At 48.1% G+C, this 15687-nt stretch carries 11 protein-coding genes and 1 pseudogene; 2 read left to right on the top strand and 10 right to left on the bottom strand.

Translation table 11 applies throughout. The features are described 5' to 3' along the window. Positions 1 to 75: 75 nt before the first annotated feature. Together C0Q44_RS22215 and C0Q44_RS22210 are read right to left on the bottom strand one after the other, a co-directional pair. Entirely contained in the window at positions 76 to 816 is a 741-nt protein-coding gene (locus C0Q44_RS22215; RefSeq protein ID WP_105409417.1) for a polysaccharide deacetylase family protein, read from the bottom strand. Between the two features lie 471 nt (positions 817 to 1287). Then, complete coding sequence (locus C0Q44_RS22210) at positions 1288 to 1791, bottom strand: ferritin (protein ID WP_105409416.1); 504 nt, start codon at positions 1789 to 1791, stop codon at positions 1288 to 1290. A gap of 109 nt (positions 1792 to 1900) precedes the next feature. Here C0Q44_RS22210 and C0Q44_RS22205 point away from each other — a divergent pair. Continuing rightward, positions 1901 to 2830: pseudogene (locus tag C0Q44_RS22205) on the top strand (APC family permease); the annotation flags it as partial. A gap of 89 nt (positions 2831 to 2919) precedes the next feature. Here the strand turns inward: C0Q44_RS22205 and C0Q44_RS22200 are convergent. From C0Q44_RS22200 to C0Q44_RS31205, 7 genes are all read right to left on the bottom strand, one after another. After that, positions 2920 to 4479: an IS1182 family transposase gene (locus C0Q44_RS22200; RefSeq protein WP_105407801.1), complete on the bottom strand. Its 1560-nt coding sequence runs from the start codon at positions 4477 to 4479 to the stop codon at positions 2920 to 2922. A gap of 149 nt (positions 4480 to 4628) precedes the next feature. After that, complete coding sequence (locus C0Q44_RS22195) at positions 4629 to 4748, bottom strand: dihydroorotate dehydrogenase (RefSeq protein WP_105409415.1); 120 nt, start codon at positions 4746 to 4748, stop codon at positions 4629 to 4631. Positions 4749 to 4848: 100 nt separating this feature from the next. Continuing rightward, positions 4849 to 5106, bottom strand: a complete 258-nt coding sequence (locus C0Q44_RS22190; RefSeq protein WP_105409414.1) for a YolD-like family protein — start codon at positions 5104 to 5106, stop codon at positions 4849 to 4851. A 105-nt stretch (positions 5107 to 5211) separates the two neighbouring features. Further along, positions 5212 to 6903 (bottom strand): COG1361 family protein, encoded by a 1692-nt coding sequence (locus tag C0Q44_RS22185; RefSeq protein WP_105409413.1) that lies wholly within the window; start codon positions 6901 to 6903, stop codon positions 5212 to 5214. Further along, entirely contained in the window at positions 6900 to 12683 is a 5784-nt protein-coding gene (locus C0Q44_RS22180) for a DUF7507 domain-containing protein (protein ID WP_258166504.1), read from the bottom strand. The genes C0Q44_RS22185 and C0Q44_RS22180 overlap by 4 nt, the downstream gene beginning before the upstream one ends. After that, positions 12662 to 13117 carry a hypothetical protein gene (locus tag C0Q44_RS31210; protein ID WP_258166503.1) on the bottom strand — a complete coding sequence of 152 codons (456 nt, stop codon included), beginning with the start codon at positions 13115 to 13117 and terminating at the stop codon, positions 12662 to 12664. The genes C0Q44_RS22180 and C0Q44_RS31210 overlap by 22 nt, the downstream gene beginning before the upstream one ends. Before the next feature lie 8 nt (positions 13118 to 13125). Next, positions 13126 to 13611, bottom strand: coding sequence for a hypothetical protein (locus C0Q44_RS31205; protein WP_258166502.1), 486 nt, complete (start codon positions 13609 to 13611; stop codon positions 13126 to 13128). A 272-nt stretch (positions 13612 to 13883) separates the two neighbouring features. Here C0Q44_RS31205 and C0Q44_RS22175 point away from each other — a divergent pair, with 272 nt between their 5' ends. Further along, the gene (locus C0Q44_RS22175) at positions 13884 to 14966 is read left to right on the top strand and encodes a GGDEF domain-containing protein (protein ID WP_258166501.1); all 1083 of its coding nucleotides are present in this window, start codon (positions 13884 to 13886) and stop codon (positions 14964 to 14966) included. 135 nt (positions 14967 to 15101) lie between these two features. Here C0Q44_RS22175 and C0Q44_RS22170 read toward each other — a convergent pair whose 3' ends face one another. Further along, entirely contained in the window at positions 15102 to 15623 is a 522-nt protein-coding gene (locus C0Q44_RS22170) for a hypothetical protein (protein ID WP_105409411.1), read from the bottom strand. Positions 15624 to 15687 lie beyond the last annotated feature (64 nt).

The following is a 15687-nucleotide window of genomic DNA, read 5'->3' as shown; positions in this document are numbered from 1 at the left end:
GCTGTTTCTTCATGTTGTGTTCCTCCTTCGTTTTAGCCGGGTTCTATCCATCGTCAGACCGAAAGATTCAAGAGATTAACGCTTGTCGTTCCAGAAGTTAACAGGCTGTACTTTCTTGGTCAACACTTCAAATTGATACCCCTCTGCCTTTAGAGCTTTCAACACTTGTGGCAATACTTTCAGCGTTGCTTCCTGATCGTGCATAAGCACAACAGGTGTTGTTCCGCCTTTTTGCACATTATGGATCTGCTTCATTACACTATTGTAGACTTTCTGGTGATCTTTCTTGTATTTCCAGTCTTCCGAATCCACATTCCAATCCCACAGATGGAATCCACCTTGACCGAGCAATACGTTGCGAAAGGCTGGCTTGAGGTATGGCTTACTGCCATATGGCGTCCGAATAAGACTTGTTTTGACTCCTGCAACTTTGTTCAAACTTACATTGGCCTGTTGCATTTCTTTCAGTCCGCTATATGCCGTTTTATAGAATTTGCCCGGAACATGCGTCACCCCATGCAGGCCCAATCCGTGCCCATCAGCTACAATTCGTTTGGTAGCTTTCTGGAATTGCTCCATATGGGGTCCCAACATGAAGAACGTTGCCTTTGCATTATACTGATCCAGAATATCCAGCAACTGACCCGTATGAGCTGTTGGCCCATCATCAAAAGTCAGGTATATGATTTTGGAACTCACTTTGGTTCCGGCATCCTTGGATGTCGTTGATTTGGCGGATACGGATTGTGGCAATAATAGTGAAATAATTAGTAGAATAGCAAGTGTGGTCATGATTGATTTGCGAATATGTAACATAATGTAAAGTCTCCCTTTTGTGTTGTATTTCCCCGGGTGTCCATGTTTCTTTACCTTCATCCCTTGGCGATTAATCCTTATACTATCAAACAACGCGGACTCTGTTCTCGCTTCAAAGGCTACGGTAGAGTTACACTTTTGTCAGATAAACTTAAAAATTAAAACGATTTTGATAGATTTGAGCAAAAAAAGATCCCGTCAGGATAGATCAATTGTGACATATCCTCTATTACCCACTTTCAGGATTTTGATAGTCTTCTTCTCCCATTCAGACCTAATGATTATACAAAATCGGATATGACAGCATGCAAAAAAGCCTGCACAAGTGCAAGCTTCTTCAATCAGCATATGGCATCATGCCATCCAGTCCTTGAAGATAGTTCAATTCCTCATGGCTGTCAGGATATCTGTCTCATGCTGTATGTACATGGTCTTCCATCACTGGAATCTTCATCTACTCCAGAGACAAAGTTATTCTGCCGGAGCAACGAACGAACGTTTGGCAAACTCTGCATCCAGCATGTAGAAGGCATTGCTGTCTTTTTCAATACGACGCAACTTCTGAATGATGTTGTCAAACAACGCTTCTTCTTCCACTTGCTCATCAATGAACCATTTCAGGAAATACATTGTCGCATGTTCACGTTCATTCAGGGCGATGTCAGCCAGATTGTAGAATTTTCTTGTGTTTTGCTGCTCATGAGCGTATCCGTGCTCAAATACATCCAGCATCGAAGCATATTCATTCTTAGGTTCTGGCAAAGCTGCGAGTGTGGCACGTTGTCCACGATCATTCAGGAATTTGTATATTTTCATTGCGTGGAATCGTTCCTCTTCCGCTTGTACAATGAAGAAGTTCGCAAATCCATCCAGACTCTTGCTGGAACAATACGCTGCCATTGCCTGATATACATGAGCTGAATAAAACTCAAAGTTCATCTGTTCATTTAAAGATTCTGTTAACTCTTGGCTCATTATATAAACACCTCTTTCTTCCTCTAGGGATGGTTATATTCTAACATAACGTCATCCGGACTTACACCGATTTTCTACAAAATTCGCCAATGACTGAATACAGCTCCGTGCAGGATATATGACAGCTGCTCTGGAGCTGGGTGAAGGTGCCAGAATTGCTATAGCTGCTGCCATGCTGGCTATTGGTCTGATGATTAATATCGTTGGCATGCAGGTCGCTGGCAAGGTTCAAATCGGTGTCGTCATCGCCATTGTGGCTGTGCTGGTCATGGCATTTGTCCTCGCTCTCCCCAATATGGACTCGATCCATTACACCCCGTTCATACCTAATGGCTGGGTCAGTATTGGTCAAGCCGGGGCGATTCTGTTCTGGTGTTTTATCGGCTGGGAGGCTGTATCTCATCTATCTGAAGAGTTCACGGACCCTCGCAAAGCGGCCATCAAAGGCGTGACCATCGCTGCCATCATTGTGGGTATACTCTACTTCCTGACTGCTCTGGCCACCGTGGGCACTCAAAGTTACCTTCATGGCGGGGCGGATGTATCCCTCGTGTGGATCATTAGCCAACCCCTCGGCTCCTGGGGTGCATGGATTGCTGGATTGACCGGCATATTTATCTGTACCGCAACTGTAATTGCCTATGCAGGCGCCGCTTCACGAGTTGGTTATGCACTTGCAAGACAAGGAGCTGCACCACGATGGATGGCTCTTCTGTCCAATCGCTTCCATACCCCCATTGCATCCCTTGGATTTCTCGCAATCTGCTTCATCCTTGTGCTGGGTGTCTATGCAAGCGGGCTTGTGTCGCTGACGACACTTATTCAACTTCCCAATGCGACTTTCATCCTCACGTACCTTGGAGGCTGTGCGGCTGGCATCCGATTGTTGTAAGGCAGTCGCACCGGCGTCACCATTAGCTGGATTTCCTTTGTAGCGACAGCGATCGTATTCCCTTTTGCCGGATGGGCTGTACTGTATCCCGTACTGATCGTTGTTCTCTATGGCGTGTTCAGTCGTAAACAATTCTCAAGGAAATGAACAAAAAGGGGCTGTCTCAAAAGCCCTTAAAAAGCGTAATGTCAAAAAGAAATAACACTCATACGTTCAAAAAAGGACAAAGCAGAGGTTTATCCTGCTTTGTCCTTTTTGTGTTTTTCCGTCATTGCGGCTTTTTTAAGCAGATTGTGGGCAAGGCAAAGCCACCCGACCTCCAGGCTTACTTTTTGCAAGCCGCGAAGCAGGAATCTTCGGAATCCCCGGTTGTTTTTGATTTGTCCAAACACACTCTCCGGCTCCGTCATGCGCCGAACGGAAAGGGTGTATCCTTCCTCGCTGCGCAGTCGTTCCCGCATCTCGTTTTTTTGCCGCATATAGGTCAGACTGATCGCGATCTCCCGATTTCCTTTGGCTTTGGTGCATGTTGCTTTCAGAGGACATGCACTACAATCTTCACTTCGATAATGGCGGGTACGAATCGTGTAACCACTTTCCGTGACCGTCTCGCTTTCGTACCGAAAACGTAACGTCTTCCCGGCCGCACAGCTCCATGAATCTTCCGTTTCGTTGTAGCTCCAGTGATCCACTTTGCCAATCGCTTGCTGAAAGGCCCTCGTTTTCTCCTTATGGTACGTCCCGTATTTGACGATCGCTTGGATGTTGTTCTCTTCGAAATAGCTGTAATTTTCTTCGCTTCCATATCCTGCATCGGCAATGACAGTCTTCGGTTTTTTGCCGAGCGTTTCTTCTAAATGATCGAGATGGGGCTTCAGACATTTCGTGTCTGTCGGTCGCTGGTGCACCGTGTAACCCAAAATAAATTGGTTTTCCGTTCCAATCTGCACATTGTACCCGGGCTTCAATTGACCATTTCGCATATGATCTTCTTTCATTCGCATGAACGTTGCGTCCGGATCGGTTTTGCTATAGCTATTCCGCTCCCCTGCGGTTTGGATCTGGTGCTCATACTTTTGCAGCCGCGGTAGCAAGTCTTTGCGTAACTGGCGCACGGCTTTCTTTACGATTTTGTTTTTCGGTTTTTCTTGTAAAGATTCCTCCAGTTGCTGAACCGCTTTTTCCACCTTTTCTGCCGTGAGTGCGGAAGCTTCCCCGAGCTCAGGGAGGTCTGTACCCGCGTGGAGCGCATCTTCTTCACTTTCGGCCGCTTCGATGGCTTGGAACAGGGTATGTACTTTTTCTTGCAGCTTGGCCTGGTACTTGACGACAGCCTTTTTCCAGACGAAGGTGTACCGATTCGCATTCGCTTCAAGCTTGGTTCCGTCCAGAAAGTAGTGTTCCAAGGATACGTATTGCTCCTGAACAAGCAACTCCAGTATATGGGTAAACACGGTTTCCAGCACTTCTTTCATCCGCTCGGAACGGAAGCGATTAATGGTCCGAAAATCCGGCTGTTGTCGCCCGGCGAGCCACATAAACATGATGTTTTCCCGAGCCGCCTTGGCGATTTGTCGGGAAGAATAGATTCGCTGGGTGTAGGCGTAGATGATGATTTTAGTGAGCATTTTGGGGTGGTAACTATGGCGGCCCCCGCCAGGATACGCCGCATTAAAAATGGAATCGCTCAGGCGGTTGACTGCGTCATTCACGACACGAACGATGTGATTTTCGGGGATATCTGTCTCCAAATCCATTGGCAAGAAAAGTTGATCCATGGTATATTGAATGTACAAAGAAACCGTCTCCTTTCAAATGGTGGGTCGTACTTCCATTTTACCAAGGAGCGGTTTCTTTTTGTTTTACAATTTAGAAAACAGGGCTGTCCCTAGCCATTTTTCTGACTTATGGGACAGCCCCTCTTTCATTCATTAGAGATATGCAATTATACCAAGAATGCTTTGGAGATGATAACCAACAGGATGAACAGAACCAGAATGGCACCTACAGAAGTGAAACCTCCGTATCCGTAGCCTCTTCCTTCTCCACCTAATACTTCGCTCATTGACGTACCTCCTCTGCAACAGGTATGGGTTATCTTATGCAGGAAGAACGACTTTGACAGGGCGGATGCCCTAATTATTCAAATGCTGTTTTTTCTTCGATTAGTACCGGGGAGATTGCACCCGCATGATATCCAGAAAAGGCACCTTCGCCGTGAACTCTTCATCTGAATACTCTACATGCACGAGGCGTGTACGTGAGTCCATTTTGATAATGACTCCTAGCACCTGATCTTCTTTGCCCCATACCGTCAACAGTACTTCCGAACGTTCACGAAAAGCTTCGACCAGCTGATTTCCCAACTCTTCAAGCTCAAACTCATCCCGTGTAGGTCTTTTTGCTACTTTTGCTTTTGCCAATGTGACTGCCTCCTCTACTCCGACGTCCCGATTCCACAGGTTGTTTGCCGAGTTCATATTCAATTAGTATACCATTCATTTACGTTCGTGTAATGTCATGACATCCTATTCTTCACCATACTCCACAATAATGCTGTATTCATTCGATCGTGATTCTCCTGCCCGTTTATGTCCATTCCATTCATATGTGTACATGGCGGTCAGCGCGCCTTGCAGCGTACCCGTCTGTTCGGAAGATAATTGCGCAACATAGGAGATATTTCTTTCTGTCCCAGGCTCAAGTTCACCTACATGAAGATATCTCGGCGTGGAATACTCTGGAATACTCCATTGAATCTGACCGGTAGCCTGCCCAAGCCATTTGGCACCCTTAGGCAGAATCTCCCCCAGTTGTACACGTGCCGGTAGATTACCCGTGTTCATAACACGCACCTGGAATGTGACCGTGCCACCCTGCTCGACCAAGGTAGGTAACACTTGAACATAAGCCTGGATTACCGGAGTTTTCAATTCGACCACCGCTTCATTGGACGTAATCATCCGCTGCACTGTCCGTGAATCCGGCAACCGAAACGTGTACATCAGCCTGGCATGATTCACATACCTGAAGTGATCAGGGACCGTTTCATCTCGTTCTGCAAGCTTTGCCTCGAACTGAATATTCAGAACAGCTCGGGCAGTCAACGTCCCCAGATTGACCCCTCTGATCAGATTGCTACCTGGACGTTTGACCCCATTCCAGCCTAAGCTACCTTCCACAAATGTCATGCCGGTTGGCATAACATCCGACAGGGTTGCATCCACCGCGTAGCTGCTTTCATTAGAGACGGTAATATGATATCGGACGATATCACCCCATGTTGCCGTTGCCGGGATAACACTTTTGACCACTGCGATCCGGGGTTGAACAACGTCCAAGGTAACCTCATTGGAGTAGACGGTCTCCTGCTTGCCTGCCGAGATATACTTCAGTACAGCTATGCTAGATATTCCATGCGTATCGCTCCCCCCTACGACCTGAACCCGGTATTGTATCCGAATGGAACTGCCAGGCTCAATGTCACCAAGCTCTATACCGGAATCAGGCGTTACTTGAGGAGCGAACATCTCATTCACAACGACACTGGCAGGGATAAAAACAACGCCTTGTGGCAAAGCAATCGTTACCTGAGCTCTCGTGGCTGCCATAAACCCCGGATTGCTCACAACGACTGTGTACAAGATAATATCCCCGGCGAACGTCTGGCCCCGATCTGCTTGCAGGCTAACTTCAAGCCGGGACGAGACCATGCTTACCTCCACCGTGTTCGATCTCTCTACACCGCTAACTGTCCTGCCTTCAGATGTCTTAAATTCATAGTTAACCTGAGCTTGATTGAGCAGCTTTAAGCCTGTGGGTATTCGCAAGACCACCACCTGAAAGTGATAACGCAATGTTGCACCAGGAGCTATCTCAGCAGGAGGCAGACCGCGCTCCGGTGATATTCCCGGCAATGGACTCCCATCACGAAGTACACTATTGGGGAGAAGTGCTGTTTCGGCAGATAAGGAATCCACGACTCGAACTGTCGCTGTAATATTACCTGTGTTTATAATTTCGATCAGGTAAGTCAAGGACTGGCCCAGTGTAGCCACAGCTAGATTACATTGCTTCTTCACTTCCAGCCTGGGACCAACCCAAGGGGTAATGACTGTATTTGAATACGCCACCTGTTCCAGTTCAGTCGTACCCGAGCTGAATCGAACCAACGACTGATTCTGAAGCCAGTGGGTCAACGGACCGGAAGTTTGGCTCATAACACAACGACCTCTACTCGGAATGTCACGGTCACGGAAGCACCGGCAGCAATTGAACCAAGCGTAATTCCTGTATTAGGATTTCCTGTAGGTCTTGCCACACCATCTACAGTTACACTTCCAGATACAAAGACCGTTCCAGCTGGTACAGGGTCAACCATGACAACATTATTCACGACTTCAATACCGCTATTGGTTACGACCACCGTATAGGTGATTACATCGCCAACAACGGCATCAATGGCACTTGTGCTTTTGACAACAGTCACATTTGGTGCAGATACTGGAATAACCAGAACATTGGAAGATACGGTCCCCGTCAACACACGACCATCGGGTGGACTAAATGTATAACTGGCCACCGCCTGGTTAACTAGTTGTTGATCCTGCGGCAACGAATCCACAGTCACTTCGAGGGTAACCGTTACAGTAACCGAACCTCCGGACGGTATGGTACCCACAACGATACCGGTCTCCGGATTGGCGCCTGGCTGTGGAACACCATTAATCAGAACACTGTTGGGAAGCAGTACCGCTCCGTTCGGTATATTGTCCGTTAATGTCAAATTTACAGCAAGATTCCCACTATTGATAATTCCAAAAGAATAGGTGATGGTGTCACCAATCGTTGCATTGGAGGTGCTCCCTGTTTTGGTTACGGCAATAATCGGCTGATAGATTGGTGTTACAACCGTGTTGGAGTACGCTGCTCCCGAGAAAACACCCGATGTGAAACTTACGGAAGATTGACTGCTCACCTGTGGTGGCGTCGGAAGTGCATTGACTCGAACCGCGTACGATACCGCTACAGACGCTCCGGGTGCCAGAGTACCTAGAGCAATACCTAACGCCGGGTTAGCCAAGACACGTGGAACTCCGTCCACCAGAACACTGCCAGTAACAAATGTGGTAGCGGGGCTGATTGGGTCGGTTAACACAATGTTATTGACTGGGTCAATTCCGTTATTGGTCACGACCATCTCGTATACAATCGTATCTCCTACCACAGCATCCATGACCGGAGTGGTCTTCACGACGCTGACATTCGGAGCAGATACCTGAATGTTGAGTACGTTGGACGTTATACTGCCTCCCAGTGTTCTTCCATCAGGCAATGTATAAGAATAGGTTGCAGATGCCTGATTAATTATCGACTGGCTCAAAGGTAACGTCACAATCACGACGGAGAAGGTAACATGGGTTATGGTTGAAACAACGCCAAGCGGAATACCCGAAGCCGGATCTGCACCTGGCGCAGAAGCCCCGTTAATAATAACGCTATTTGGAACAAACTCTGTTCCTGCCGGAATGGTATCGGTCAACGTGACGGATGCCCCATAGTTCCCGGCATTGGAAATGGCGATGCTGTAAACAACGGTATCCCCTACCGTGGCTATCGTCTGATCTCCCGTTTTGACTGCTGAGAGAATAGGTTGATAGACCGGAGTTGTAACCGTATTGGAAAATGTGGTAGCGGAGAATGTTCCTGATGTAAAACTCACGGTGGACTGATTATTCAACACTGCACTTGCCGGGAGTGCCCTAACCTGCACACTAAATACAACGGTTACCGTAACGCCAGGTGCGATGGAACCAAGCGTTATTCCCGTAGAAGGATTGGCGCCAGGGCGCAGAACACCATCGACAAACACGCCAGTTGGCGCAAGAACGGTACTTGTCGGCACTGCATCCGTGAAAACCACATTGTTGACCGTTGCAATTCCGTTATTGGATACAGCGATGCTATACGTTACGACATCACCAACAGATACTGCCGTCGAAGTTGTGGATTTGACCACATCGACATCCGGCGCCGATACGGTAATCGTCAGCACATTGGACAGAACGGACTCCGTGATGTTCCGCCCGTCCGGCAATGTATACGATAGAGCTATCGAAGCTTGATTCACCAGTTGTTGCGGACTTGGCAGCGTATCAACAACCACCGAAAAGGTAATGGTGGTCGTAGCTCCGGGAGCCACATTGCCTGCAGGAATGCCCGTTGCTGGACTTGCTGCTGGCAGCGGTTGACCGTTCACAATAACGCTATTCGGAACAAGGATCGTTCCGGCTGGAAGGTTATCCGTCAGGTTAATCTGGGCTCCATAGTTTCCCTGATTGCTTACGGTTATCGTGTAGCTGACGGTATCCCCAACGGTAGCATTTTGTGTACTTGCTGCTTTTTGCGCTGAAAGAATAGGTTGGTACACCGGAGTGACCACAGTATTTGAAAAGGTTGTGCTCGAGAATGTACCTGAGGTAAAACTGACCGTCGAACGGTTGCTCAACTGATCACTAGGCGGGATCACATCCACACGGATACTGAACGTGACCACCGCGGATGTTCCAGGCCCTAGTGTACCTAGGGATATCCCACCTGCGGGATTGGCTGCGGGTTGCGCAACCCCATTTACTGTAACACTCCCTGTGACAAAGGAGGCTCCGGCTGGAATCGGGTCCGAAAACTGAATATTGTTCACTGGTGCAATTCCGCTATTGGTGACCAGAATGGAATAGGTCACCGTATCGCCCACAGTAGCCGCAGTGGAAACTGTGCTTTTGACAACAGCGACGTTTGGTGACGAGACCGGGAACGTGAGTGTATTCGAAGTGGCTGAGCCAGTCAACATCCGCCCATCGGGAGGTGTAAATGTATAGGTTGATGTAGCAAAATTACTAAGCTGCTGCGGAGATGGAAGTGAATCTACAACAACGGCGAACGTGACAACAACCGTCGCTCCCGCTGCTACAATGCCTACCGGAATACCTGCTCCTGGTGTTACTCCCGGCTGTGGCACACCCGATACGACAACACTGTTGGATACAAAAGTAGTCGCAGCAGGAATGGTATCGGTTAACGTAACATTCGCCCCCAGATTGCCCGTGTTGCTCACCGTTACCGTATAGACAACCGTATCACCTACGGTTGCATTAGCGGTATTTGCGGTTTTGACAAGTGAAATCTGTGGCTGTATGACCGGAGTCTGTGTGGTATTGGACGATGATGACCCCGAAAATGAACCGGATGTAAAACTGACCGTCGACTGATTGTTAATCTGCGAAGGGATCGGCATAGTTATCCTCACCTCAAAAGTTATGGTTACTTCAGCCCCTGGGGCTAATGTACCGATTGGAATGCCGGCGGTCGGATTGGCGAGCGGTAATGAATTCCCGTTCACCATGACACTTCCGGGTATAAATGGGGTGTTCGAAGGAAGCGGGTTCGCAAATACCACATTGTTTACTGCCACCGTTCCATTATTCCGAATAACGGAAGTGTACCTGATGATATCTCCAGATACGGCGTACTCTGCATTATCACTGTTTACAACGCTAACATTCGGCAGAGATACGGGAATGGTGACCGTATTAGATGAAACAAAACCTGAAATCGTTCTACCGCTTGGAAGGGTGTAGTTATACGATGCGATAGCCTGATTAATGAGCTGTCTTGCATCTGGCAGGCTTGTGACCGTGGCAAGGAAGGTGACTGTCGCGGTTGCGCCCGCAGCTAGTGCTCCCAGACTGATCCCGGTGTTCGGGCTGACCCCTGGTGTAGGAGAGCCATTAATAATGACGCTGTTTGTATTGAATACAGCTCCTGCCGGAACAGGGTCGGTTAAAGTCACCGTTGCTGTGATATTGCCCGTATTCGCAATCTGGATCGTGTAATTAAAAGTATCCCCCACAGTCAAGCTCGTTGTGCTGGCCGATTTCACGACTTGAATAACAGGTTGAAAGATCGGAGTATTCACCGTGACAGATGAAGACACACCATGAAAACTGCCTGATGTAAAGGCTGCACTTGCTCGATTGCTGACCGATCCCGTACCAGGAATGGCGGTCACCCTTGTCTGGTAGGTTACGGTTACGCTGGCAGAGCTGTTCAAGGTTCCCAGAGCAATACCGGAAACCGGACTCGCACTTCCTGCAGCTGCTCCATTAATCGTGACACTCCCGGATACAAATTCAGAGCCCGCAGACGGTGTATCGGAAAGCACGAGATTTTGAACTGCACTGCTGCCCGCATTTGTGATTACAACCGTGTAGGTAAGTGCATCACCTACCGTGGCATCTGTTGTATTTACCGTTTTGGATACCGTTATGTTAGGAGCCGAAGCAGGTATGCGTACCACATTGGATAGCGTGCCCCCGGATAGATTGCGTCCGCTCGGAAGCTGGTACGTATAACTCGCCGCCCCCTGATTCTCCAATGTTGGCGGGGAAGGGATTGTCGTCAGTGAAGTGCGAAATACCACGGTTGCACTCCCTCCGGGCAGGAGATTCCCCAGCGTGATCCCAGTTAACGGACTGACCCCTGGGCGTGCTGCACCATTTACCGTTACTGAATCAGGAATGAACGTGAGCCCTGCCGGAATCGTATCAGTCACGGTCACCTGTGCTGCAATATTTCCGCTATTCGTCACGACAAGTGTATACGCTATCTGATCGCCCAATGTCGCATTAGTTTGGCTCGCCGACTTGCTGATGGCAACAACAGGTTGATATACAGGTGTCGTTATAGCGTTAGAGTTAGAGATGCCTGTGAACGCTCCTGAACTATAAGATATGACTGCACGATTAACAAACGAACCCGTGGTTGGCAAAGACTGCACATTGACCTGAAATGTCACGCTTGCCGAGCTTCCAGCATTCAATGTACCGAGGTTTATACCACTAGCCGGATTAGCTGCGGGTACACTCGCCCCCCTGACAGTCACACTTCCAGGCACAAAATTAAGGCCAGCAGGAAGACTATCGGTCAGGACTACATTGTTGATCGTTTGAATGCCACCGTTCGTTGTTACCACTGAATACGTGAACGTCTCTCCAACCGCAACGTCGGTAACCGTTGCGGTTTTGACGACAGTTACGTTCGGTAAGGTTACCGGAATCGTCAATGTGTTAGATGCTATCGTACCTGTTATGGTTCGGCCGTCGGGGGAAACAAAAGAATAGGAAGCTGTAGCCTGGTCAACTAATGTAGGTGGTGTAGGCAGATTCGTGACTAGCACTTGAAAAGTTACTGTAGTTACGCTTCCAGCCGCAAGACTGCCCAGATTAACGCCTGTAACCGGATTGGCGCCAGCGATGACAACTCCATTTACGCGAAAACTTCCTGCAACATAGGTGCTGCCACTTGGAATATTATCGGCGATCGTGACGTTCGCTCCAACGTTTCCTCCATTCGTCACCTGAAGCGTGTATGTCACCTGATCGCCTACCGTGGCATTGGTGGTACTCGCAGATTTCACAATAGACAGGTTAGGTGAATACACAGGAAGAGTAGCATTATTCGACGGAATGACACCTGTAATTACCGGACCCCCAGCAACACTTTGAAAAGTAAACGCCGCATTCGCTGAATTGACAAGTTGCAGAATGCTGGTATCATTCGCAATCACTGCGCGATAAGTGATCACAATATTACTCCCCAGATTCAAAGAACCCAGGGGTACACCGGCTGTTATGTCCAGGGTGGGTCTAGATACACCTGCCACAGTTACACTGCCTGGCACAAATGTCAAACCTGCTGGCAATGTATCAGATAACACCACACTGGCTGCGCCTGCTGTACCGGTATTGCTGACCGTTGCTGTGTACAGGATGCTATCTCCGGCAACAGCTCCCGTTGCCGTAAATGCCTTCGCCACCGTGATCCGCGGTGCATTGATATCCACCTGAATAGCATTGGCGTTGACGATATACGCATCACCCGAAGTCGTCAGCGTCAATACTGCGGAGGACTGGTTGTTAATCAGCCTTGCAGATACATCCACATTGGTGATATCCCAGCCTTGACGTCCACCAACAATGTTTGTACCTGGCGCTCCATTCGTCTGATTCCGTGTTCCAAACGTGCCCGTTGTGTTAAGAGCCCCGAATCCCCGTTGATTTGGGACGCAAAAAAGTTCGCGGCCAGATTATTAGGCCCAGACAAAGCAACTGAAGTTGCCGAGGTGGGTCCGAATAATGCCTGATCTCCTGTCCGATTCGCGTCACCCTCCTGCGCACTGAACAGTGCTCTGCCTCCGAGCGCGCCGGAAATGGGCGTTGCAAATCCTGTCAGTGTGGTTACTACAGGTGGTGAAGTGGATTGCACAAGTACGGCTCCTGCACGCAATGACATGTTTCGAAATGGGAGATTGGGATTCTGGTAAATCACGCCAAGTGTCCATCCGGCGTGATTGGTAGTGGAATCATTGGTAATCACAATCGTTCCTACGACTGCCCCCGTGATATATGTACCTGCCCCCCATTTTGAATAAGTGTCGTCACATTGGCTGAACGTACATACCCTGCCGCGTTGTTACCCAGATCGAATTGATTGTACGTCGCCGGATCCGGCGTAACGCTGAATGAACCCGCCGGAGTAATAAACGTTACCGGATTGTTGATCGCAGAGCTTAGATTGACAGTTCCATTGATGTAACTTCCGCCCCAGATTAATTCCGCGTATAGAACTGTAGTCCCTGCTGGAAGCACAAGAATCGCAGCGGAACTATTACTCTGGTACAGACTGGTCGTCCCTGGCGGATACGTCCCGTACGTTAAAGCCGTATTGGTTGTTGTGAATCCTCCAATGCTATCCTGCGTACCAGGCACCCCTGCTGTATCAGAACGGCTTAGTCCAAGTGTATTGCCCGTAAACGTAATTGCCCCTGTAGCGTTAACGGTTGAACGAACGACAAGAGGAATGGAAGTCACCTCCCCTTCATCAAGAATAACAATCCTCTGGAACGGAGCCTACTTATAGTCTATGATGCTCTTTACGAAATTTGTATGTCCCTTTCCGAAAGTTTCTTCCCTGCCTGTTGCAATATTATGTAAGCTTTGTTCTCATGCCTTGAATATAATGATTTGCGTTTTGAACAATGTGAATTATAATCATCTTATACGAGAGTCATTCTGTCGTATCATTATGATGCAGTCAGCGGTGATATATGAAGGGTTCCTATTCACACAGTAGCCACATACCCATGGAGTACGAAATTAAGCATTCCAAATGGATTAAAAAAATGCTTCAAGCCTATTGGATTGTCGTTATAGCACATGTGGTCATTCAAATTGGTTGTTTCCTGTTTCTGGATTATGACCGTACACCTGCAGATTTCATGATTAACGTTCTGTTGTGGCCGGCAGCAATAAGTATTTTTTGCATACTGCTTGCAAGCTGGATTGATCGGCGGTTCAGTTCCTATTCATTCTCTGCCATGTCTGTAGCCAGTACAGTAATTGCCTGGACGATTATTCATGTGAATTATGACATTCGGATTATATTGGCCCTATGCCTGTTGCCCATTTTCGCTTCCGTTCTGTTCTTCAGTAGAAAAAGAGTCTGGATTGTATTTCTGTTGCAGATGGCGGGTTACATTCTCGTTCTATTCGATTCGGTCTACCGTGCATACTTATCTACGTTTGACATCGTATCCATTCCAGTTTTTCTAATCCTTGGTACGTATGTAGCACAGGTGATTGTGACCAGCGGTGTCGAAGTACTGGACGAGCTCCAAGCTAATATGTTAGCCAAGCAAGATCTTATTGTGCGAAATGCAATTATGACCAAACAGTCCAAAACAGACGGTTTGACCAATCTCTATAATCAAAGCTCATTCAAAGATTATTATGAAAAAGCCTTTGAGTACGCCAAAAGTGGCATGAGTCTGCATCTGGCCCTGATGGATATTGATGATTTCAAATCCATAAATGATACGTTTGGTCATCGGGTTGGAGACGTTATTTTGGAAAAAGTATCCTTGATCATACAGGAGAATATCAGCCCGAGTGATATTGCAGCACGATACGGAGGCGAAGAGTTCGCCTTCTTGATGTTTGAGCAGTCTTTCGAGCAAGCTTACGTTCTGATGGAGCAGATTCGCGAAAAGATCGCCCTTATGGGCCATCTGGAACTTGAAGGTGCTTCCATCACGGTCAGTATTGGACTCAAAAGTTACAGTCCCAATCTGAGCAAAGATACGCTGTTCGAAGAAGTCGATGCCTGTCTGTATGCCGCCAAACGAACGGGTAAAAACAAAACCGTAACGTCCATTGATCTGGCGTAGTCCCTCAGGGCTAAACGCAAACTCAAAAAAGTTGTGCTGTACTCCGGAATTCCGGGTTGTACAACACAACTTTTTTTTGTTTTTGGTATACATATGCTCAGGAAGACGACCTTTCCCATAGAACTACGCTTTCATTCAGTCCGCCCATTCCCAGCGATGACGATATTGCTCCAGCCTTGGATGCAGATCTTCGGACTGCCCATCAATGATGATTCGCAGTTCTTTAATCCAATCCTTGAAGGAATCAAACGAAGCGAACAGGTTCGCCATCTCCACTGTCATATACAGGAAATAGGGAGCAGGGTATTCTGCAGTGATATGACGCAATGCGGTATCCAAGGGTGTATATCTCTTTCTTTTACCTTCCAGTCCCTCCACACGTATACGTAAGGTCGGATGATTCCGTCGCCAATCATGCAGGCGGTCTTCTCTTTTGTAATAAGCCTGTACTGCATCCCGAGTCATTCGCTTAACCGTGGCCTCGTGTAGCGGATAGAGCACGAGCTGTACGAACGATCGGGTATCCAACGCAGCAGCGGCGCGTTCCAGTTGTTCATCTGTCACATGTTCGAACGAGTCATAGAAAGTCAGTGTGCCTTTCCGGCTGACCGCAGGTGGCTCATAACCGTAAGGTACCGATGCATATTTTCCAGACATTTCACCCCTCCTTGTCTATGCGCAGATATCCGTACAACGTTGATTCGTATTCCTTAGCTACTGC

This window comes from Paenibacillus sp. PCH8 (genome assembly GCF_002968835.1).
Lineage (GTDB): Bacteria > Bacillota > Bacilli > Paenibacillales > Paenibacillaceae > Paenibacillus.
This window is presented reverse-complemented; position numbering and strand designations above follow the sequence as displayed.